At 66.5% G+C, this 19,386-nt stretch carries 18 protein-coding genes, 1 rRNA gene and 1 pseudogene; 11 read left to right on the forward strand and 9 right to left on the reverse strand.

The window, feature by feature from the left end:
• Positions 1 to 4: 4 nt before the first annotated feature.
• Genes cysD through ABZ004_RS06000 form a run of 3 tightly spaced genes read left to right on the forward strand, consistent with a single transcriptional unit; the run spans position 5 to position 3,008 of the window.
• Positions 5 to 928: a sulfate adenylyltransferase subunit CysD gene (gene cysD / locus ABZ004_RS05990; RefSeq protein WP_355678642.1), complete on the forward strand. Its 924-nt coding sequence runs from the start codon at positions 5 to 7 to the stop codon at positions 926 to 928.
• Positions 928 to 2,217, forward strand: a complete 1,290-nt coding sequence (locus ABZ004_RS05995) for a GTP-binding protein (protein ID WP_355678643.1) — start codon at positions 928 to 930, stop codon at positions 2,215 to 2,217. The genes cysD and ABZ004_RS05995 overlap by 1 nt, the downstream gene beginning before the upstream one ends.
• The gene (locus tag ABZ004_RS06000; protein ID WP_355678644.1) at positions 2,214 to 3,008 is read left to right on the forward strand and encodes a sirohydrochlorin chelatase; all 795 of its coding nucleotides are present in this window, start codon (positions 2,214 to 2,216) and stop codon (positions 3,006 to 3,008) included. Before ABZ004_RS05995 ends, ABZ004_RS06000 begins: the two co-directional genes overlap by 4 nt.
• A 20-nt stretch (positions 3,009 to 3,028) precedes the next feature.
• On the opposite strand, the gene ABZ004_RS06005 is transcribed toward ABZ004_RS06000, so the two are convergent.
• Positions 3,029 to 3,595 carry a CGNR zinc finger domain-containing protein gene (locus ABZ004_RS06005; protein WP_355678645.1) on the reverse strand — a complete coding sequence of 189 codons (567 nt, stop codon included), beginning with the start codon at positions 3,593 to 3,595 and terminating at the stop codon, positions 3,029 to 3,031.
• A gap of 98 nt (positions 3,596 to 3,693) precedes the next feature.
• Between ABZ004_RS06005 and ABZ004_RS06010 the strand changes: the two genes are divergently transcribed.
• From ABZ004_RS06010 to ABZ004_RS06020, 3 genes and pseudogenes are all read left to right on the forward strand, one after another.
• A complete protein-coding gene (locus ABZ004_RS06010; protein WP_355678646.1) occupies positions 3,694 to 4,884 on the forward strand; it encodes an MFS transporter in 1,191 nt (396 codons plus the stop codon).
• A gap of 79 nt (positions 4,885 to 4,963) precedes the next feature.
• The gene (locus tag ABZ004_RS06015; protein ID WP_355678647.1) at positions 4,964 to 5,191 is read left to right on the forward strand and encodes a ribbon-helix-helix protein, CopG family; all 228 of its coding nucleotides are present in this window, start codon (positions 4,964 to 4,966) and stop codon (positions 5,189 to 5,191) included.
• A gap of 407 nt (positions 5,192 to 5,598) precedes the next feature.
• Positions 5,599 to 6,015: pseudogene (locus tag ABZ004_RS06020) on the forward strand (Clp protease N-terminal domain-containing protein); the annotation flags it as partial.
• A 285-nt stretch (positions 6,016 to 6,300) separates the two neighbouring features.
• Here ABZ004_RS06020 and ABZ004_RS06025 read toward each other — a convergent pair.
• From ABZ004_RS06025 to zapE, 3 genes are all read right to left on the reverse strand, one after another.
• Positions 6,301 to 7,152 (reverse strand): polyphosphate kinase 2 family protein, encoded by an 852-nt coding sequence (locus ABZ004_RS06025; RefSeq protein ID WP_355678648.1) that lies wholly within the window; start codon positions 7,150 to 7,152, stop codon positions 6,301 to 6,303.
• Positions 7,153 to 7,209: 57 nt separating this feature from the next.
• Entirely contained in the window at positions 7,210 to 7,938 is a 729-nt protein-coding gene (locus ABZ004_RS06030) for a hypothetical protein (protein WP_355678649.1), read from the reverse strand.
• Positions 7,939 to 8,147: 209 nt separating this feature from the next.
• Entirely contained in the window at positions 8,148 to 9,170 is a 1,023-nt protein-coding gene (zapE, locus tag ABZ004_RS06035) for a cell division protein ZapE (RefSeq protein WP_355678650.1), read from the reverse strand.
• 81 nt (positions 9,171 to 9,251) lie between these two features.
• Between zapE and ABZ004_RS06040 the strand changes: the two genes are divergently transcribed.
• A complete protein-coding gene (locus tag ABZ004_RS06040) occupies positions 9,252 to 10,226 on the forward strand; it encodes a zinc-binding dehydrogenase (protein ID WP_355678651.1) in 975 nt (324 codons plus the stop codon).
• 85 nt (positions 10,227 to 10,311) lie between these two features.
• The gene (locus tag ABZ004_RS06045; RefSeq protein WP_355678652.1) at positions 10,312 to 10,671 is read left to right on the forward strand and encodes a DUF6086 family protein; all 360 of its coding nucleotides are present in this window, start codon (positions 10,312 to 10,314) and stop codon (positions 10,669 to 10,671) included.
• A gap of 91 nt (positions 10,672 to 10,762) precedes the next feature.
• Here the strand turns inward: ABZ004_RS06045 and ABZ004_RS06050 are convergent, their stop codons facing one another.
• A complete protein-coding gene (locus tag ABZ004_RS06050) occupies positions 10,763 to 10,954 on the reverse strand; it encodes a hypothetical protein (protein WP_355678653.1) in 192 nt (63 codons plus the stop codon).
• Positions 10,955 to 11,213: 259 nt separating this feature from the next.
• Positions 11,214 to 14,528 carry a M28 family peptidase gene (locus ABZ004_RS06055; protein WP_355678654.1) on the reverse strand — a complete coding sequence of 1,105 codons (3,315 nt, stop codon included), beginning with the start codon at positions 14,526 to 14,528 and terminating at the stop codon, positions 11,214 to 11,216.
• A gap of 196 nt (positions 14,529 to 14,724) precedes the next feature.
• Here ABZ004_RS06055 and ABZ004_RS06060 point away from each other — a divergent pair, with 196 nt between their 5' ends.
• Together ABZ004_RS06060 and ABZ004_RS06065 are read left to right on the forward strand one after the other, a co-directional pair.
• On the forward strand, positions 14,725 to 15,699 hold the full coding sequence (locus ABZ004_RS06060) for a LysR family transcriptional regulator (protein ID WP_355678655.1): 975 nt from the start codon (positions 14,725 to 14,727) through the stop codon (positions 15,697 to 15,699).
• A 71-nt stretch (positions 15,700 to 15,770) separates the two neighbouring features.
• Positions 15,771 to 16,802 (forward strand): hypothetical protein, encoded by a 1,032-nt coding sequence (locus tag ABZ004_RS06065; protein ID WP_355678656.1) that lies wholly within the window; start codon positions 15,771 to 15,773, stop codon positions 16,800 to 16,802.
• Here ABZ004_RS06065 and ABZ004_RS06070 read toward each other — a convergent pair.
• Together ABZ004_RS06070 and ABZ004_RS06075 are read right to left on the reverse strand one after the other, a co-directional pair.
• Positions 16,799 to 17,341: a DUF1707 and FHA domain-containing protein gene (locus ABZ004_RS06070; RefSeq protein ID WP_355678657.1), complete on the reverse strand. Its 543-nt coding sequence runs from the start codon at positions 17,339 to 17,341 to the stop codon at positions 16,799 to 16,801. The two genes, ABZ004_RS06065 and ABZ004_RS06070, sit on opposite strands and share 4 nt — an antisense overlap.
• A gap of 75 nt (positions 17,342 to 17,416) precedes the next feature.
• Positions 17,417 to 18,481 (reverse strand): ATP-dependent DNA ligase, encoded by a 1,065-nt coding sequence (locus ABZ004_RS06075; protein WP_355678658.1) that lies wholly within the window; start codon positions 18,479 to 18,481, stop codon positions 17,417 to 17,419.
• A 68-nt stretch (positions 18,482 to 18,549) separates the two neighbouring features.
• Here ABZ004_RS06075 and ABZ004_RS06080 point away from each other — a divergent pair, with 68 nt between their 5' ends.
• Positions 18,550 to 19,050 (forward strand): hypothetical protein, encoded by a 501-nt coding sequence (locus ABZ004_RS06080; protein ID WP_355678659.1) that lies wholly within the window; start codon positions 18,550 to 18,552, stop codon positions 19,048 to 19,050.
• A gap of 53 nt (positions 19,051 to 19,103) precedes the next feature.
• On the opposite strand, the gene rrf is transcribed toward ABZ004_RS06080, so the two are convergent.
• Positions 19,104 to 19,221, reverse strand: a 5S ribosomal RNA gene (gene rrf, locus ABZ004_RS06085).
• Positions 19,222 to 19,386: the final 165 nt, after the last annotated feature.

The raw sequence follows: 19,386 nt of genomic DNA on the forward strand, positions 1-19,386 counted from the left end.
CCCCATGACCGTCTCTGTTCACCAAGAGACGACCACCGCTCCGACGAGCTTGGACGCGCTGGAGAGCGAGTCGATCTTCGTGTTCCGAGAGGTGGCGGCCGAGTTCGAGCGGCCGGTGATTCTGTTCTCCGGGGGCAAGGACTCCATCGTGATGCTGCACCTGGCGCGGAAGGCGTTCGCGCCGGCGCCGGTGCCGTTCACGTTGCTGCACGTCGACACCGGGCACAACTTCCCCGAGGTACTGGCGTATCGCGACCAGGTCGTCGAGACCCTGGGCCTGCGGCTCGAGGTCGCCGAGGTCGAGGACTACCTCGCCGACGGCCGGCTGCGGGAGCGTTCGGACGGGACCCGGAACCAGCTGCAGACCGTTCCGTTGCTCGACGCAATCAACGCGCACCGGTTCGACGCCGTCTTCGGTGGCGGCCGGCGCGACGAGGAACGCGCTCGCGCCAAGGAGCGGATCTTCAGCCTGCGCGACGAGTTCGGGCAATGGGATCCGCGCAACCAGCGGCCGGAGCTGTGGTCGCTGTACAACGGCAAGCACCGGCCGGGCGAGCACGTCCGGGTGTTCCCGCTGTCCAACTGGACCGAGCTGGACATCTGGAACTACATCGAGCGCGAAGAGATCGCTCTCCCGAGCATCTACTACGCCCACGAGCGCGAGGTCTTCGAACGCGACGGCATGTTGCTTGCCGTCGGCCCCTACTCGCGGCCGCGCTCCGGTGAGTCCGTGGCGAAGCGCGTCGTCCGCTACCGCACGGTCGGCGACATGTCCTGCACCGGAGCAGTAGCCAGTACTGCGAGGTCGGCGGCCGAGGTCGTCGTCGAGGTGGCCGCGAGCGAGATCACCGAGCGCGGAGCGACCCGCGCCGACGACCGGGCCAGCGAGGCCGCGATGGAAGACCGCAAGCGAGAGGGGTACTTCTGATGAGCACTCTTCTTCGCCTGGCGACCGCCGGTTCCGTGGACGACGGCAAGTCGACGCTGGTCGGCCGGTTGCTGCACGACTGCAAGGCCATCCTGGCCGACCAGATCGCGCACGTGCAGACCGTCTCAGCAGCCCGCGGTGGCGGCGACTTCGACTTCGCCTTGCTGACCGACGGACTGCGGGCCGAGCGCGAACAAGGCATCACGATCGACGTCGCCTACCGGTACTTCGCGACCGACAAGCGTTCGTTCATCCTGGCCGACTGCCCGGGACACGTGCAGTACACCCGGAACACGGTGACGGGCGCTTCGACGGCGGATGTCGTGATCATCCTGGTCGACGCGCGACACGGCGTACTGGAGCAGACCCGGCGGCACCTCGCCGTCGCGGGGCTGCTGCGCGTGCCTCACGTCGTACTGGCCGTCAACAAGATCGACCTGGTCGGCTACGACGAGGCCGTCTACACCGGCATCTCCAAGGAGGTCTCGCAACTGGCCGACCAGCTCGGGATCGCCGACATGAAGGCGATCCCGGTCTCCGCGCTCATCGGCGACAACATCGTGGAGCGCTCCACCGCGACCACCTGGTACGACGGGCCGACGCTGCTGGAGTTCCTGGAGAGCGCTTCCGGGCGCTCCGATGCCTCCGCCCAGCCGCTGCGGTTCCCGGTCCAGTACGTGATCCGGCCGCAGACCGACAACGAGTACCGCGACTACCGCGGCTACACCGGAACAGTTGCCTCCGGCACCGTTTCGGTCGGCGACCAGGTGATCGTGCTGCCGGCCGGCCGCCGTACGTCGGTCGCCGGCATCGACCGCGCCGTGATCACCTCGACCGCGACCGCCGTCGCCGAACGGCCGTCCGCGGTCGCCGGTGAGGCGGTCACCGTCCGGCTCGCCGACGACCTCGACGTCGCCCGCGGTTCGGTCATCGTCTCGGCGGACTCCTCCCCCGGCACCCGCCGGGAACTGGCCGCCACCGTGTGCTGGCTCTCGGACCGTCCACTGACCGTGGGCGCCCGGCTGCTGATCAAGCACACCACCACCACGGCTCAGGCGATCGTCACCAAGATCGCCGGGGTGCTCGATCTGGAAACGCTCGGAGTCATCGACGCCACCGGGCTCGACCTGAACGACATCGGCAAGGTGCAACTCAAGATCGCCGCACCGCTGGCCGCCGATCCGTACTCCAGTAACAACATCACTGGATCCTTCCTGCTGATCGACGCCCACGACGGGTGGACGCTGGCGGCAGGCATGATCGACGACGAAGAAGGGGAACTGCTGTGACTGCTCCAGCTCTCGTGATCCTCGCCCACGGCAGCCGCGATCCGCGCTCGGCCGCCACCGTCCACTCGCTCGTGAGCTGCCTGCGCGAGATGCGGGACGACCTGCGGATCGAAGCCTCCTTCCTCGACCACTGCCCGCCCACGCCGTACCAGGTGATCGACCGGCTCGCCGCTGAAGGTGTCGAAGAAGTCGTCATCCTGCCGCTGCTGCTGTCGACCGCGTTCCACGCCCGCACCGACGTACCGGCTGTCGTCGACGAGGCACGCAGCCGTTTCCCGGGGCTGCGGATCATCGCCTCCGACGTGCTCGGGTACGACGACACGCTGCTCGACGTACTCGACCGGCGGATGCGCGCCGAGCTCAAGGACGGCCGGGTGCGGGAACTCGACGCGCTGGTGCTCGCCTGCGCCGGATCCAGCGACACCCAGGCGAACGCCGCCGTCGCCCGGCTCGCCCGGCTCTGGGGTCAGCGCCACAAGCTGCCCGTCGTCGCCGCGTTCACCACTGCCGCGTCGCCGTCGCCCGCCGAGGCAGTCCTCCAATGGCGCCTGGAAGGCCGACGTCACGTTGCCGTCGGCTCCTTCTTCCTGTCCCCCGGCCTCTTACCGGACCGCGCCGAGCAAACCGCCCTCCGCGCCGGCGCAGTAGCCGTCTCCCGCCCCCTAGGCGTCAGCGCCGAGGTCGCCCGCCTGGCCCTACTCCGCTACGGCGTAGCCGGCCTAGACCTCCTCACCCTCGAGCCCGCCCCGCGCCCAGTCCTCATGCGCCCGGAGCTGGTCCGCACGGCCTGATTGTTTCTACTGGCAGCTGCTCATCGCGCTCTAGCGCGATGAGCAGCTGCTTTTACTCTGCTCTGGCACTGCGGGGAGCAGAAGCGTCTTTTGCTGTTTTTCGACTCGTCGACGAAGACTCGATCGCAGGACGGCGCTGCGCAGACTCCCAGTCGCCCGGCGAGATCGCTGCCCATCGCGATCGCCAGACCAGCTGCCCAACCAGCGGCCCAGCCGTTCGCCAGCGTGGTGTCGGGGCCGTGGAAGTGCAGATTCCACTGATCGCCGGCTTTGTCGAGCTGCGGGCGAGCGTTCGTATCGATCAGCAACGCGTTGACTTCGCGGGCAGCCCGATCGGTGTCGCCGGCATGTACCGCCTCGAACACCTGCCGCATCCGGACCGCGACCGCGATCAACACCTCTGCCTCCAGCGCATCCACCCTCGGCCGCGGCCGCCCGTCCGCGGAGAGCGCATCCGCCACCGCCGCCCGCCTTGCCGCGCCGGTCGGCTCCTCGACCGGCTGACCGAGCGCATGCCCGCCCGTCAGCCGGTTCACCGCATCGACCGACGTCGTCAGCACGCTCATCACGTGACTATCGAACTTCACTTGACCAGTCACTCCCTGAGAATCTAGGCTCGATCCGCGTGACTAACAATACTGCTTTCGTCAGTCACGCGCGACATTCGACCGATCGAGGGAGCGACATGTCCATCGCCCGCCCGGACCACGCAACCCCACCCGCCACCTGGCGGACGCTTCCGCTCACCGTCCGGGTCCTGGTGATCGCCCGAGCAGTGAACCGGCTCGGCGCCTTCACCCTCACCTTCCTCGCCGTCGTCCTCACCGTCGAACTCGGCGCCACCGTCGCCCAAGCCGGCCTGGTGACGGCGCTGTTCGGCTTCGCGACCATCCCGTCGCGGATCTTCGGCGGCCAGCTCGCCGACCGGCTCGGACGCAAGCGCACGATCATCCTCGGGCTCACCGGGTGCGCGGTCGGCCAGAGCTGGATCGCGCTGGCGAGCACACTCTGGTCGGCGGTGCTGGCCGCGATACTGCTCGGGTTGATGTTCGAGATCTACGAGCCGCCCAGTCAGGCGGTCATTGCCGATGTGACCGGCCCCGAAGACCGACCCACGGCGTACGGGCTGCTGGGTGCGGCGATGGCGGCCGCGGCGGTCGGAGCCGGGCTGCTCGCTGCCGCGGTCAGTCATTGGGATCTGCGCTGGCTGTTCGCGATCGACGCGGCGAGTTGTTTGGCTTGCGCCATCCTGCTTGGCCTCGCGCTGCCGGCTGATCAGCCCGTCGCGCGGTCGTCGTCCGGAGGCCGGGCCGAGGGTTGGACCGACCGCAGGCTGTTGCTTTTGTTTGCCGTAGGCACCGTTTCCGCGACGGTCTTCATGATCTTGATGCTCGGCCTGCCGCTCACGGTGATAGAGCGCTCTCTGCCCAGCTACGGGATCGGCCTGATCCTGGCGATATCGGCCGTGATTCTCGTCGCGGCCCAACCGCTCCAACGCACCCGGCGCGTACGCGAACTCGACAACTTCAAGGCGATGGCACTCGCCTATCTCCTACTATCTGCCGGCCTGCTGATCAACGCGTTCGCGACCAACCTTCCCGTCTTCGTCGCCGCAGCAGTGTTGTGGAGCATCGGCGACCTCTTCCTCCTCAGTCGCGCCTTCACCATCGTCACCGACATCGCCCCCGAACACGCCCGCGGCCGCTACCTCGCCATCTACGGCTTGAGCTGGGGCATCGCCACCACCATCGCCCCACTCGCCGCCACCCAACTCCTCGCCCACGCCGGCCCGGCCACCCTCTGGCTCACCTGCTGCGCCGCCGCCCTCGCCCTCGCCGCAATCCAGCCCACCCTCCGCAGGCGCATCACCCCCTAGCCGCCTCGGATCCCGCCCTGACCCCAACCTCCGCACTTCGTCCCTGTCTTCTTTGAGATATCGTGCTATCTTGCTATCCATGGTCAAAGGAGCGACGAAGAACATCCTGTTGCGGTTGGAGCCCGAGCTGGCCGAGCGGCTGCAGCTGATCGCGGAGGTCGAGGGCAGGTCCGTCTCGGATGTCGCCCGCGAGGCGATCACCGCATTGGTCGAGGGCCGCCGGGGCGATCAGCAGTTCAGCCAGCTACTCGAAGACAACCTGGCCCGGCACGAGCAGTCCCTGCGCCGCCTCCGCTCGGACGACTGATGAAACACCTCGACCTGTACGACGTACTCGCGGTCGCCGCCCGGGTCTGGCGGGTCGACGCGGAGACGGCGATCCGGCGTACGGACCTGGAAGCGGTCGAGACTGCCCTGGCCCTCGCACGGATGACGAACGACCTCACCGGGGCGCTCGGCGCTCTGCTGGTGAGGTTCGTGCACGACCGGCCGTTCGAAGGCGGCAATCGGGTCGTCACCATGGCAGTCCTGCTGCAGCTGGCGGGGCAGAACGGTTCCGACCTGGAGCTCGAACCAGTCGAAGAACTCGACGATCTGCTGGATCGCATCAAGGACGGCCGCGCGGCCGGTCCGGAGATCGTCGAGCTGATCCAGCACCGGCTCGTGTTCCGGGCCTTCAGCAACGAAGTCCACTGCTACCCCGAGGAGGGCGAGATGTTCGAGAAGTTCAGTGAGCGGGCGCGGCGGGTGATGGTCCTGGCGCAGGAAGAGGCCAGGACCCTCGATCACGACTACATCGGTACCGAACACATCCTGATCGCGATCGCGCACGAAGGCGAAGGGCTGGCGGCCAAGGTGCTTGCCAACCTCAACATCTCCGAGACGGCGGTCCGGGCGACGGCGCTCGAGATCGTCGGCCGCGGCACGAAGGCGCCGCCCGGGCACATTCCGTTCACGCCGCGGTCGAAGCGGGTGCTCGAGTACAGCCTGCGGGAGGCGTTGCAGCTCGGGAACAACTACATCGGCACCGAGCACATCCTGCTGGGCATCATCCAGGACGGTGAAGGCGTCGCCGCGCAGGTGCTGGTGAAACTCGGGGCCGACCTGCCGAAGCTTCGCCAGTTGCTGCTGAACCGGCAACGCTCCGAGTCGGTCGTCACCGACTTCCTGGCCGGCGACGGCGAGCCGTTCCTGAAGATGCCCGGCCGCAAGCACTACCTGCTGGGCGAACTGGAGAACCTCCTCGACGAGAACGACCGCCTCTACGAACAGGTCCGCCGCCTCCGCGAAAAACTCCGCCACCACAACATCGACCCCGACAACTAACCCGTACGACGAGTCACCCGCGCGCGCCACGTCGTACGAGCTCGCCGAGGCCGGCCGACGAGGTCAGCTCGCGGCACGGCGTACGGGATGTCAGGTGGTGGCGAGGCGCTTCTTTTCGGCTTCGACGTCGAAGTCGGCGGTCGGCCACTGGGGGTCGAGGCCCTTGAGGGTCTCGAGGAGCAGGGTCGTGACGGCCCAGTTGCGGTACCACTTGCGGTCGCTGGGGATCACGTACCAGGGGGCATCGGGGGTGTTGCAGTTCTCGAGCGCCGCCTGGTACGCCTCGGCGTACGCCGGCCAGAGCTCACGCTCGTCGACATCACCCGGGTTGTACTTCCAGTACTTCGTTGGGTCGTCGAGACGCGCCTCGAGCCGAGCCTTCTGCTCCTCCGCCGAGATATGCAGGAAGCACTTCACCACAGTGACACCGGTGGCCGCGAGCTCGGCCTCGAACGTGTTGATCTCGTCGTACCGGCGGTTCCAGACCGGCGGAGCAACCAGGTTCCGCACCCGGGCGATCAGCACGTCCTCGTAGTGCGACCGGTCGAAGATGCCGATCATCCCGGGACCGGGCAGCGCCTGCCGGATGCGCCAGAGGAACCCGCGCCGCTTCTCGGCCGGAGTCGGCGCCTTGAACGACGTGATCTTCAACCCCTGCGGGTCCATCAGCCCCGCACCATGCCGGATGACACCGCCCTTACCGGACGTGTCCATCCCTTGCAGTACGAGCAGAATCCGGCGCGCATCCCCCTTACGCCCCTCGGCGAAGAGACGCTCCTGCCAGTCCCCCAGCTCGGCACCAAGCTCTTCCAGGGCGGCCTTGCCGTCATCCTTGCTCCCGGAGAACCCGGTCGTGGCGCGCGTGTCGTACTGCGACAGATCAACCGCACCAGGCGGGACCCGCAACGCCTCCAGCAACTTCTCGCTCTTCTTCTTCGCCATCCACCCATCCTGCCCCATCCCCACCCAACATCAGGTGAGGACAGGGCAGGACATCAATCAACGAGTGGTGACGGCAGAACCGAGATCCCAGCTGATCGAGGTGCTGTACAACGAGAACCGGTAGTCCCGAACCTTGCTGTACCGGTACGACAGGGTGACCTCACCCTTGGAGTTGGTGTAAACCGACTTCAACGTCTGCCAGGTCGTCGACCCCTTCTCACGGAACTGGAAGACACCGCCAGCCGAACGCTTGAAGAAGGTGTTGTTCGTGGTCGAGTAGAGCAGCGAGGTCCCCTTGAGGGTGACCACGTCAGCCGTACGCGACGACGAGATCCAGGCACCGGCAGCAAGCTTGACAGTGACCGGAACCTTGTTCTGGGTGTAGGTCGCGCCGTCGGCATTCCGGCTGAAAGCACCGACAAAGTTCATCGTGCCGATCGGGTGGTAGCTCGGAACCTCCCAACGCCCGTTGCCGTACTCCGTGTCCGTGGCGTCGAACAGGATGCCATTGACGGGATCGGGCGACGCCGGGTGCATCAGATACCAACCGGAGCTGTTCCCCGTACGGTTGCAGTCGCCAGTGACCTTGCCGTAGAGGTTGAGTTCCGGACGACCGATCGCCACCCGGGTCGGGACGGACAGATTACAAACCCCGGCCGCCTGAGCCTTGCTGGTGGCCTCGGCGTGCTTCGGCAGCACAGGGCCGACCTGGGCCGATGCGGTCAGCGGAAGCAGCGCGGCAATACCAACCGCTGCAGCCGCCGTCGCGAGGGTACGACGAATCATTCGGTAACTCCTTGGTGTCATACATGGATGGCACTGGGACCCCCCTCAGCACCGGCTAACCCGCGGAGCCTACCGGTTAAGAGGTCTATCCCTCACACCCGTTGCACGAACCTGCAACCCACCCCTACCCCCTGCGACCGAGTCGCACCTCTAGGTCACAAATCCCCAACAATTCAAGGCGCCCGAGACCCGGAGACACCTCAAATTCATCAACCGGCCATCCCGGCATTGGCCAGCGAGATGAGGCGGGAGAGGGCTCTTAGGTACTTCTTGCGGTAGCCGCCTTTGAGCATGTCGGCGGGGAAGAGGTGGTCCAGGGGGACGCCGCTGGTGAGAAGGGGGAGGTTGCGGTCGTAGAGGCGGTCGGCGAGGACTACTACGCGGAGGGCGACGTTTTCGTCGGTGAGTTCGCGGAGGTCGAGGATGCCGACGGTCTGTACGCCGTCGAGGAGGGCGCCGTATTTGCTGGGGTGGAGTTCGGCGAGGTGGTGGTAGAGGTCTACGAAGTGATCGCAAGAGGCATCGGAACGCGTGGCGGCGGCCTGCGAGACCTGCTCGTCCGACCAAGGGGTCGGCGCGACGGGCAGGCCGCGGTGGCGGTAGTCGGGGCCGTCGATACGGCGTACGTCGAAATGCGCGGCGAGGCCCTGGATCTCGCGGAGGAAGTCGATCGCCTGGAAGCGGCCCTCACCTAAACGATCCGGCAGCGTGTTCGAGGTGCACGCCAGTTGGACGCCGGCGGCAACTAATTGGCCGAGCAGCCGCGAGATCAGCACGGTGTCTCCCGGATCGTCGAGCTCGAACTCGTCGATGCAGATCAACCGATACGCCGACAGCGCCTCGACCGCCGAGCGCATCCCGAGAGCGCCGACCAGGTTAGTGAGTTCGACGAACGTGCAGTACATCTTCGGGCCGGTCGACACATGCCAAAGGGATGCGAGTAGGTGCGTCTTGCCGACCCCGAAACCGCCGTCGAGATAGATGCCGGGCTTCTCCGGCTCAGCCGTCCCAGCACCCCGCAACCGGGCCCACAGAGAACGCTCTCGGCGCGGCTGAGACAGCAGCGCGCCACGCTCACGAAGTACGGCAAGAGCTTCCGACTGACTCGACTCGGCCGGATCCGGCCGATAAGTCTCGAACCGTACGCCGGCAAACCGCGGCGGCGGCACACACTCCGACAGCAACCGGTCCGGACTCACCTCCGGCCGCCGCTCGGTAAGACGGATCGGCATGCCCCCACCCTACGAGGCGCCTTGACCTCAACAGAACTTCAGGTCCTACGGTCCTGAACAACCACGAGACCAGGAGGTCCGATGTACGCGATCCGGCTGCACGAGTTCGGCCCGGCAGAGAATCTCAGCTACGAAGAGGTCCCCGATCCAGAACCCAGCACCGGTCAGGTTCGCATCAAGGTCGAAGCCGCCGGAGTACATCTGATGGACACCGCCCTGCGAGCCGGAACAGCCGGCGGCGGACCGATAGCACCTCCAGAACTCCCCACCATCCCCGGCCGCGAAGTCGCCGGCATAGTCGACCAGATCGGCCCGAATACCGACCCGACCTGGCTCGGCAAACGAGTCGTCGTCCACCTCGGCCCAGTTCCCGGCGGGTACGCCGAACGCGCCGTCGCCAAGGCCGAGTCGCTCCACGAGATCCCGCCCCACCTGGACGCAGCCGCAGCGGTCGCCACGATCGGCACCGGCAGAACCGCCACCGGAATCCTCGAACAAGCCGCCCTCACGCCCGACGACGTAGTACTGATCACCTCAGCCGCCGGCGGCATGGGCAGCCTCTTCGTCCAATCAGCCCGCAACACCGGCGCCACCGTCATCGCCGTGGTAGGCGGCCCAGCCAAGGTCACCCAAGTCCGCGACCTAGGCGCCCAGTACGCCTACGACTACACCCAACCAAACTGGCCCGACCAGGTCCGTCACGACCTGGCCGACCGCGAGGTCACCGCAATCCTCGACGGAGTAGCCGGCGACATCGGCCGCCAAGCGTTCGACCTCCTCGGCATCGGCGGCCGAATCCTCATGTTCGGCCACTCAGGCGGCCCCCTCATCCCCATCACCACCGAATCCCTCGCCACGCGAGGCCTAACAGCCACCTGGGCTCTAGGCGCCAAACTAGCCCGCCGCCTCCGCCACCTGGAAACAACAGCCCTCCAAGAAACAACCTCAGGCCGCTGGCTCCCCCTAACCACCCAGTTCCCCCTAGAAAAAGCCGCCGACGCCCACCGAGCCCTCGAAAACCGCGAAACCACCGGCAAGGTCGTACTTGTCCCCTAGAACAACCGCGCTCCTGAAGGGCGTTACACTCCTGGGCACGAAAACGCACCGATCCCGGCGCTGATATCAGATTGGAATTCCTGAAATGAGCTGGCTCTTCGAGAGCGAAGGAGAGATAGTTTGGGACGTTGCGACTCAGGTTGCCCGACTCTTCGTTGCTGAAGTCACCGCCGTCGCCCAGTGGATAGAGGTCCCGACAGGGCTGACCGTTCCCGGTGATGACACCTGCCAGATTGATGTTCGGCAATTTCAATTGTTCACCGAGGCAATCGGATCAAGGTACCTATCAGCCAGTCACACCCAACTCCGCCTGCTATTGATCGGGGTGGTATTGCCGTCCATTGTCATGTTAGAGCGATCAGGAATACGACCACTCTTTGGATCCGACGTGGGCACAAAGTTGATCGCCGAGGCTCGGGAGCATGCACGGTCCATGGGGCAATGACATGTTGACTGAAATGTTCCCTGACTGTTGCTTCGAGTCGCTCGGTAGAAAGAGGGCTCCCGGGCCGGCTGGTGGGCGGACCGGGGGTGGGTCAGGCAGTGATGTGTTTGCGTGGGGTGCGGCGGGTGGTGGGGCGCGCGGGGACAGCTGGGAGGGGGCGGTGGGTGTCCTGGTACGCGTCCTGGTAGGCGTTGTAGTGGAGGCCCCAGGGGGTGCAGGTGTCCTGTTGGCGGATGTACTGATCCGGCTTCACGGCGGCGGGGCGGATCTGGGTGGTGGGCACGGGAAGGGCTCCTTCGAGGTGGTGAGACGGGGCCCCCACCACCGGTCGGGGGCTGCAGACCGACCGGCCGGTGGCGGGGGCGAGGATGCTGGTTACCGCTGGGCGGGCGGGGTGAACGGCCGGCGTCCTCTGAAGGACGACACTGGCACCAACCGGGTCCCATAGGGATATCCCAGTAGGGCATAGTCGCCGTGTTATAGCGCGGACAGAGCAGCCCCCGGGCTGCCTGGTGGGCAACCCGGGGGCTGGGTGAGGCTTCTTACCAGATCGTGTAAGGGAAGGTGGCACTGCCCGTTGCCCCGCCACTGTCCGTTGCAGTCACTGTCGCCGTGTAAGAGCCTCGTGTGGTCGGGGTACCCGAGATCACGCCGGTGGTGCTGATGGACAGGCCTGCAGGAAGGCCGGTCGCCCGGTACGTGATCGGGAGCCCCGAGCTCGAGGTGGCTCTGATCTGAAGGGGGAAGCTGGAGAAGCCGACGAACCCGTACTGGCTGCCCGGGTTCTGCACCGTCACCGTGCCGGTCGACGTACCGGTGACCGTCAGGCTGTAGGTGGCCGAGTGGCTGACCCCGCCGGTCCCGGTCACCGTCACCTGGTAGGTGCCGGCAGCGACGGACGAGCCAACAGTGATCTGCAGCGTCGACGAGTCACCAGACGTCACCGATGACGGGGTGAAGGTCGCGGTCGCACCCGACGGCAGACCGCTGGCGGCCAGCTGTACCGACTGCGGGTCGCCGCTGCTGGTCGTAGTACCGACTGTTGTCTGTACTGAGCTACCAGCTGCCACCGAACCCGAGGTGGGGTTCAGCGCCAGGGAGAAGTCGCTGCCGGTCGGCGGGGCATCGCCGACTGCCAGCTTCCATACCGCGTACGCCGTGGCGTCGGCACTCCGGTCGAGCACCGTCGAGTTGATGTTCGTCGGGTACTTGTCGCAGGCCGAGTGGTAGCAGGAGTCGTACGCCTGGTTCGCCGTACCGCCCCACTTCTGGGCCTGTGCCGTCGTCTTGCGTGCCGAGGCACCGGCGGCGACCCCGCTGGTCGGGATGCCCGCGTCCTTGAACGACGCGTCGTCGGACCGGCCGACGCCTTCCACATTCTCCTCCGGCGCCAGCGACAGCCCGTCGTAGAAGGCCTTCAGGACCTTGCCGGTGTCGGAGCTGATGTTGTTGATGAAGTAACCCGCGTTCGGCGAGGCGACCATGTCGAAGTTCAGGTACGCCTTGATCTTCGACTTGTCCGTCGAGGACAACTGCGACACGTAGTACTTCGAACCGTTCAGCCCCTGCTCCTCATCGGTCCACCAAGCGAAGCGCACGTGCTTGGCGAGAGAAGGCTTGTCCTGGGCGAGCCGCAGCGCGACCTCCAGGATGTTGGCCGAGCCCGAACCGTTGTCGTTCGAACCAGGGCCGGCGCTGACGCTGTCGAGGTGCGCCCCGAGCATGATCACCTGGTTGGCGTCACCACCCGGGTAGTCCGCGATCAGGTTGTCCGACGGGTACTGGCAGGTCGTGCAGCGCTGCTTGGCGACCGTGTAGCCGGCGTCGCGCAACTTCTGCTCGATGTAGCTCACCGAGGCGGTGTGCCCGGCGCTCCCCGCGCGGCGGTTGCCGCCGTTGTTGTCGGCTGCCTGCTGCAGCGCGGCGAGATGAGCCCTCACCTTCTCCACATCGATGTCCGGTACGCCGGCAGGCGGGGCGGTCCCGCCGACGGTCAACCGGTACGTCGCGGTCTTGTCCACATCCGTGCCGTCACCGGTGATCTTGACGTCGTACGCGCCTTCCGGAGTACTCGACGTCGTCGCGATCGTCAGCGTCGAGGAGTTCCCCGACTGCACCGAGCTCGGGTCGAACGTGGCGGTCGCGCCCGACGGCAGACCGGTGGCAGTGAACCGAACAGTCTGGGCCGATCCGCTGCCGATCACGGTGTTCACCGTGGCCGTAGCGGACTCCCCCGGCTTGACCGAGCCGCTGGCCGGCGACACAGACAACGTGAAGTCGTTGCCGGACGGCGTACAGGTGGCTTCACCAGACTGTGCGGGCACTGATACCGCGTCCCACGCGGCCTTCACCTTGGCGTGCAGCGCACAGGTGGAGTCGAGGTTCTTCGCCGCGGTCAGCGTGGTCGAACGCCATTTGCCGTACGACATGTTCGACGTCTTGCTGAGCATCGCGTTGTAGAACAGCTTGCCGGCTTCCTGGTGGCCGATGCCCGTCAGCGTGGTGTTGTTGCAGGTCGGGCTGGTCGGCTTCCCGTTGCCGGGGTTGGTGCCCTCGGCAAGCAGGTAGAACCAGTGGTTCATCGGGCCGGCCGAGGCGTGGATCTCGTTCGGCAGGCTGCTGGAGTTGCAGTCCGGATGCCCGGAGACCTTCGACGGCTGGTACATGTACCGGATCGGGCCGCTGCCGGTCAGGTTGATCGTCTCGCCGATCTCGTAGTCCGGCGGGTCGTTCGGGTTGTTCAGGTAGAACTCACTGAGCGTGCCCCAGATGTCGGCGACGGCCTCCTGCGAGGGGTAGCCGGAGATTCCGCCGGGGGTGTTCGCGTCCAGCCCATGGCCGTACTCGTGGGCGACCACATCGGTCGCGGTGATCCAGTTGCGGGCGTTGTTGTAGCCGAAGATCACGCCGTCCGGGTTGTACTGCGAACCCCAGTAGGCGTTCACATCGCCGAGACCGACGAGCGCATCGGCCCACTTGCCCTGGCCGTCGAGACCGTTGCGCCCGTACCAGTTCTTCAGCATGTCCCATTCGCCGGCCGCGACGTACATGACGTCGGTGCAACCGGCTTCCTTGTCGGTCTTCGACGTGCTGCCCCAGACATCGTCGGAGCCGGAGTACGTCGTACCGGAGGCCGAGTCGCCACAGCGAAGGTTGGGTCGCGCCGGGTCGGTCATCGAGTACGTGGTACCCGACTTCGTCGTACCGATGGTCAGGTCCGCGCCGTTCCAGATGCCGGTGCCGGTGCCGGCCGCGGTCTGCTCGATCGCGTCCAGGACCTTGCCGGTCTTCGCGTCGACGTACACCTTCTGCCGGCTGAGTTCGCCGTGGTTGCGGCCCTGGACGATGGCTTCCCAGGCGAGCGCGGGCTTGGCCGCACCGGCGTACACGACCAGCGTGGGCTCACCAGGAACGGCCTGCGCCTGGTCGATCGCCTTCCGGGCCGCCTTCTTCGCGGCTGCCTTGGTGACGGACGGCTGGCGGCCGACGGTGATCTGCTGGTGCTGGGCGACGCTGATGCTCTTGGCGTTGCCTTGGGCATCGGTCGCGACGACGAAGTCACCGCCGACCACCGGCAGGTCGTGATACGTGCGCTGGTAGGGGATGTAGTGCAGTCCCCACGGCGTCGTGATGTCCTGCTGCCGGATGAACTGGTCACCAGGGCTCGCCTTGAGCTCGGCCGCGCGACCCTGGACCAGGCGGTCGGCGGTCTTCACCGCGGCCGCCCTGCCGTCGATCGGCGGCGGCCCGGACTGGGCGGTTGCTGCGGGCATCTTCATGGCGATCACCGCGGTGGCGGCGGCGGCCAGACTCAGCACGCAACCGGCTGCGACAAGGCGCAGTGGTGTGCTCTTCACTGGAACTTCCTCACTTGGGACGGGGCGGGCCCCCACCACCGGCCGGGGGCTGCAGAACCGGCCGGCGAGATGGTGGGGGCGAGGAGGCCAGGGATCCGCTGGGCAGGTGGATTGAATTCCTGGCGTCCTCTGAACGAAGAGATTGGCATCCGCCGGTTATGGCTGTGATATCCCAGCAGGGCATAACCTCGTCGCTATGGAGCTGGAACTACGTCACCTGCGAGTCGTTTGCCGGGTCTCCGACACAGGCAGTGTTTCGAAGGCGGCGGCGGCTCTCGGCGTCTCGCAGCCTTCGCTGACGGCCCAGTTGCACAGGATCGAGGAGGCCATCGGCGGACCACTCTTCGAGCGAGGCCCGTACGGCGTACTCCCGACTCCCCTCGGCAGGCATGTCCTTGGTCGCGCCCGCGCCATGCTCGCGGACATGGACGATCTGCTTGTCAGCAGCCGCCGCTATACCGTGTCGGCCGGACCGCTACGACTGGGCTCCGTTCGCACGGTGATGTTCGGCGCCTGGTTGTCCCGGCTGGAGGAGTTGCTGCCGGGGCGCGAGATCATCACCCAGGTCGACACGTCCTGCGCAGTACTGACTGATCTGCTGGCAGCGGGTGTGGTCGACGTGATCATGCTGGGGCGTTGCGATGACGCTCATGCTCCGCCGTGCCCGACCGGCGTTCTCGAGCAGACGATGGTCTATCCCGAACCCTTCGTCATCGCGTTGCCGGCCGACCATCGGCTCGCGCATCGGTCCGAGATCGCGCTCGAGGATCTGGCCGAGGAGACCTGGATCTGCCCACCGGCGGGTCGTGAAGACGGCGATCTCGCGATGCTGCGGGATGCCTGCGAGGCAGTCGGGTTCACGCCGAAGTTCCGCTACTCCAACCTGGACAGCGCCGAGATCGAGCAGCTGATCGGGGCCGGCCGCGGGATCAGCACCTGTGCGCCCACCGTCCGCCCGATTCCGAGCGCGGTGATCCGGCCGTTGAGCGGCCACCCGATCATGTGGCGCCGGGCGCTTCGCTGGCGGCAGGACAGCATCGCCCAGAAGGACATTCCGCAGATCCACCAGGCCTTCATCGACACCTATCGAGCCACCATCAAGCAGAACGCCCACAGCCACCCCTGGTGGGCAACCCACCCCGAATCCCACCCGGTAGTCATCGAACCCTGATCCCTCGGCGAGGAGCCGCGCGTTGCCCTCGTCGCGTGACAGCATGAGCGCAAGCAGCAACAGGGGGCGATATGACGCAGCACTTCAACTACTACCCGCCGCAGCCACCGCCGCAACCAGGCGTGGTGCCGTTACGGCCACTGGATGTCGGCGCCGTGATCGGCGGCTCGCTCAAGGCGATCTTCCGCAACTGGCAGGCAGCGCTGCTGTTGCCGTTCGGCCTCTACCTGGGCGTCTCGATCGTTGGCGGCCTGGCGGCGATCAAGCCGTTCCGCAGCATGGGGGCAGCAATCGAAGATCACCGCGGACTGAGTTCGGGCGCCATCTGGGGCGTCGTGATCGTCTCCGTCGTCGGGATCGCGCTGACAGTGGCGGCGACGCTGATCGTCCAGACCGCGACTACGGTGGTCGTGAGCCGCGCGGTGCTGGGTCGTGGCACGTCGATCGGCCAGGCGCTACGCGCGGCCAGGCCCCGGATGCTGCCGATGCTCGGCCTGGACATCCTGATCACGCTGATGTTCCTTGCCTTGTTGCTCATACCGTTCGGGGTGATCGCCGGCTGCGTCGCCTTGGCTGTGTCAGGCGAGCACGACGCTGCGGCGGTACTCCTCGGCGTCCTCGGGTTCCTCTTGTTGCTGGTCGCGGCCGGCTTCGGGATCTACTTCGGAGTGTCGTTCACGGTCGCGCCATCCGCGCTGATTCTGGAGTCGGTGCCAGGGCCGACGGCGCTGCGCCGGTCGCGCTCGCTGGTCCGGGACAACTGGTGGCGGACGCTCGGTATCCCGTTGCTGGCCGGGCTGATGGCTGGTCTAGCCGGCTATGTGGTGCAGCTGCCCATCACTGGGATTCGGTACACGCAGCTGCCGCACACCGCGGACCCGAACCAGACCTTCGACACGACCTTCTCGCCGACCCTGCTGGTCGTCTCGTTCGTCCTGTCGGCGGCGGTTTCGGCGTTCACCCAGCCGTTCATGATTGCTGTCGGCACCCTGCTCTACCACGATCTGCGTATCCGCAAGGAAAGCTTTCACGTACCGCTGCTTCAGATGTCACAGCTGCCGGACGACCTCGGCCCGCGGTCTCCGGGAGGCGGCTGGAGCTAGCGCGGGTCGGGCGCCGTCAGGGTGAAGGGGATGGCGCCGAACTGGAGGTGGTCGCCGGGGCGGACCCGGGTCGGGCTGGTGATCCGGGTGCCGTTGACGTGCGTGCCGTTCATCGAGTTGAGGTCGCGAACCATCCAGCCGTCGCCGACATGGCGCAACTCGGCGTGGAACCGCGAGACCGAGACATCGGTGAGCCGCAGGGTCGCACCGTCTCCCCTACCGATCCGCAGGGTCGGCGAACCTGGGAGCGGCAGCGCGAGCCCGGGCGCCGGCTTCGGCGTACGGAGGGAGCCGGTCAGCTCGCGGGCGCGGGTGACGAACTGGCGGAACAGCACGACCGCCCTCGGCTCCGGCGCGCGGAGGTCCTTGGTCGCGTGTGCGAGCTCGCTCCGGGTCTGAGCGCCCAGCACGAAGTTCATCCGCCGGACGAACGTGTCGTGCGACAGCCGGCCCGAGCCGGCGCCTTCCCGCAGGATCGCCAGCGCCCGATCCCGCTCGGCATCGGACGGCCGCGTCGCTTCCAGCCCCGTCGATGTCATGCCCGAATTGTCAGCTCCAGCCCGGTTCACTGTCCAGCACAGCCCGTACTACGCTCCGCCGCGCTGCCCGATCCGCTAGCCGAGGACGTCACCGAGATCGAACTTGACGGGCTCCTCGAGCTGCTCGTAGGTGCACGACTCCGGCGTACGGTCGTCGCGCCAGCGGACGAACTGAGCCGTATGACGGAATCGCACGCCCTCCATGTGGTCGTACCGCACCTCGACCACCCGCTCAGGCCGCAACGGCACGAAGCTGAGGTCCTTCCCGGCCTGCCAGCGACTGCCTTCGGCGTTGCGCGGCGTCCGGTTGCCTTCCTCCTGCTTCGCCCAGGCCCACGGGTGGTCGTCGAAGTCTGTGACGAGCTCCTGCATCTCCTCGAACAGCTCCTCGCGCCGCGCCATCGGGAACGCCCCGATCACGCCGACGCTCGCAAGGACGCCCTCCGAGTTGAAGAGGCCGAGCAGAAGGGAGCCGATCCGGTTCGGTCCGCTCTTGTGCAGCCGGTAGCCGGCGACCACGCAGTCGGCCGTGCGCTCATGCTTGATCTTGAACATGGTCCGCTTGTCCGGCTCGTACAGGCCGTCGAGCGGCTTCGCGATCACGCCGTCCAGACCCGCGCCCTCGAACTGGGTGAACCACTCCTTCGCGGTGTCCAGGTCGGTCGTCGTACGGGTCAGGTGGATCGGTGCCTTGGAGGGCTTCAACGCCTCCTCGAGTGCGGCCCGGCGCTCGGCGAACGGGCGCTCTGTGTAGTCGGTGTCGCCGAGAGCGAGCAGGTCGAACGCCACGAACCGCACCGGGGTCGTCTCCGAGAGCATCTTCACCCTGGACGCCGCGGGATGGATCCGCTGCTGGAGCAGCTCGAAGTCGAGCCGGTCCCCCGACGGACCGACCAGGATGATCTCCCCGTCGATCACGCAGCGTTCCGGCAGGTTCTCCTTGATCGCCTCGACCAGGTCCGGGAAGTACCGGGTCATCGGCTTCTCGTTCCGGCTGCCGATCTCGACGTCGTCGCCGTCCCGGAAGATGATCGAACGGAAACCGTCCCACTTGGGCTCGAAACTGACGTCACCGGCCGGGAACTGCTTCACCGCCTTCGCCAGCATCGGGGAAACCGGAGGCATCACAGGTAGCTGCATGCACGCCATTCTGCCTGCGCTAGGGGCATGATGGAGGTATACCGACTGGTAGGACCGGAGGTACCACAATGTACGACGTCGTACTGCTCGTCGAACAGGAACTCACCGAGCCGGACGCCAAGCGCGTAGTCGAGCTGCACCAGGACCTGCCCGAGACCGTGAAGTACCACGTGCTCGTGCCGTGTCACAACGCCGAAGCCGGCGTCGAGGCGTCGCTGAGCGCCCTCGGAACAGCCGATCTGTACGGCGCCGGTCTCGCAGATCAGCGCGAAGATCTCGCGGAGGCCCAGAAGGCGATCGACAGCGAAGCCAGCGACTGCACCGGACGCAGCGTGCAGCGGCTCCGGGACCTCGGTCAGCAGGCCGAGGGCGGCATCTCGCACGACCGGCCGATCGATGCGCTGAAGGCGACCGTGTCGAAGGTCCACGGTCAGGAGGTCATCATCTTGACCCGGCCGCACATCGTCGCGGAGTTCTTCCACCTCGACTGGACCAACTCCGCCCGCCGGCATCTCGGCGTACCCGTCCTGCATCTGCTGGAACACGAGGAGCGGAAGGCGAAGAAATAGTGCCGGAAACACATTAAGGGCCACCCGTGTGGGTGGCCCTTAACAGTGTGAATGTCCGGCGACGTCCTACTCTCCCACGACCTCCCGGTCGCAGTACCATCGGCGCTGAAGGGCTTAACTTCCAGGTTCGGAATGGAGACTGGGTGTTTCCCCGACGCTATGGTCACCGTAACTCTATAGAAATATCAACCAACCACCAACAAGTCACACGGTTCTCTCCGTTGAGAGAGCCATGGGGCTGGGGTTGACCGTATTTCGGGAACCGTATAGTGGACGCGATACATCAGCGCAGATGTTTGTTGCCAACAGTGTTGGTATGAGACAAGCCCTCGGCCT

Source organism: Kribbella sp. NPDC006257, assembly GCF_040613535.1.
Classification (GTDB): domain Bacteria; phylum Actinomycetota; class Actinomycetes; order Propionibacteriales; family Kribbellaceae; genus Kribbella.

Coding starts and splice junctions, on each gene's coding strand:
- cysD (WP_355678642.1), top strand. CDS start 5: ATGACCGTCTCTGTTCACCAAGAGACGACCACCGCTCCGACGAGCTTG.
- ABZ004_RS05995 (WP_355678643.1), top strand. CDS start 928: ATGAGCACTCTTCTTCGCCTGGCGACCGCCGGTTCCGTGGACGACGGC.
- ABZ004_RS06010 (WP_355678646.1), top strand. CDS start 3,694: ATGTCCATCGCCCGCCCGGACCACGCAACCCCACCCGCCACCTGGCGG.
- ABZ004_RS06015 (WP_355678647.1), top strand. CDS start 4,964: ATGGTCAAAGGAGCGACGAAGAACATCCTGTTGCGGTTGGAGCCCGAG.
- ABZ004_RS06025 (WP_355678648.1), bottom strand. CDS start 7,152: ATGGCGAAGAAGAAGAGCGAGAAGTTGCTGGAGGCGTTGCGGGTCCCG.
- ABZ004_RS06030 (WP_355678649.1), bottom strand. CDS start 7,938: ATGATTCGTCGTACCCTCGCGACGGCGGCTGCAGCGGTTGGTATTGCC.
- zapE (WP_355678650.1), bottom strand. CDS start 9,170: ATGCCGATCCGTCTTACCGAGCGGCGGCCGGAGGTGAGTCCGGACCGG.
- ABZ004_RS06040 (WP_355678651.1), top strand. CDS start 9,252: ATGTACGCGATCCGGCTGCACGAGTTCGGCCCGGCAGAGAATCTCAGC.
- ABZ004_RS06045 (WP_355678652.1), top strand. CDS start 10,312: ATGAGCTGGCTCTTCGAGAGCGAAGGAGAGATAGTTTGGGACGTTGCG.
- ABZ004_RS06060 (WP_355678655.1), top strand. CDS start 14,725: ATGGAGCTGGAACTACGTCACCTGCGAGTCGTTTGCCGGGTCTCCGAC.
- ABZ004_RS06065 (WP_355678656.1), top strand. CDS start 15,771: ATGACGCAGCACTTCAACTACTACCCGCCGCAGCCACCGCCGCAACCA.
- ABZ004_RS06070 (WP_355678657.1), bottom strand. CDS start 17,341: ATGACATCGACGGGGCTGGAAGCGACGCGGCCGTCCGATGCCGAGCGG.
- ABZ004_RS06075 (WP_355678658.1), bottom strand. CDS start 18,481: ATGCAGCTACCTGTGATGCCTCCGGTTTCCCCGATGCTGGCGAAGGCG.
- ABZ004_RS06080 (WP_355678659.1), top strand. CDS start 18,550: ATGTACGACGTCGTACTGCTCGTCGAACAGGAACTCACCGAGCCGGAC.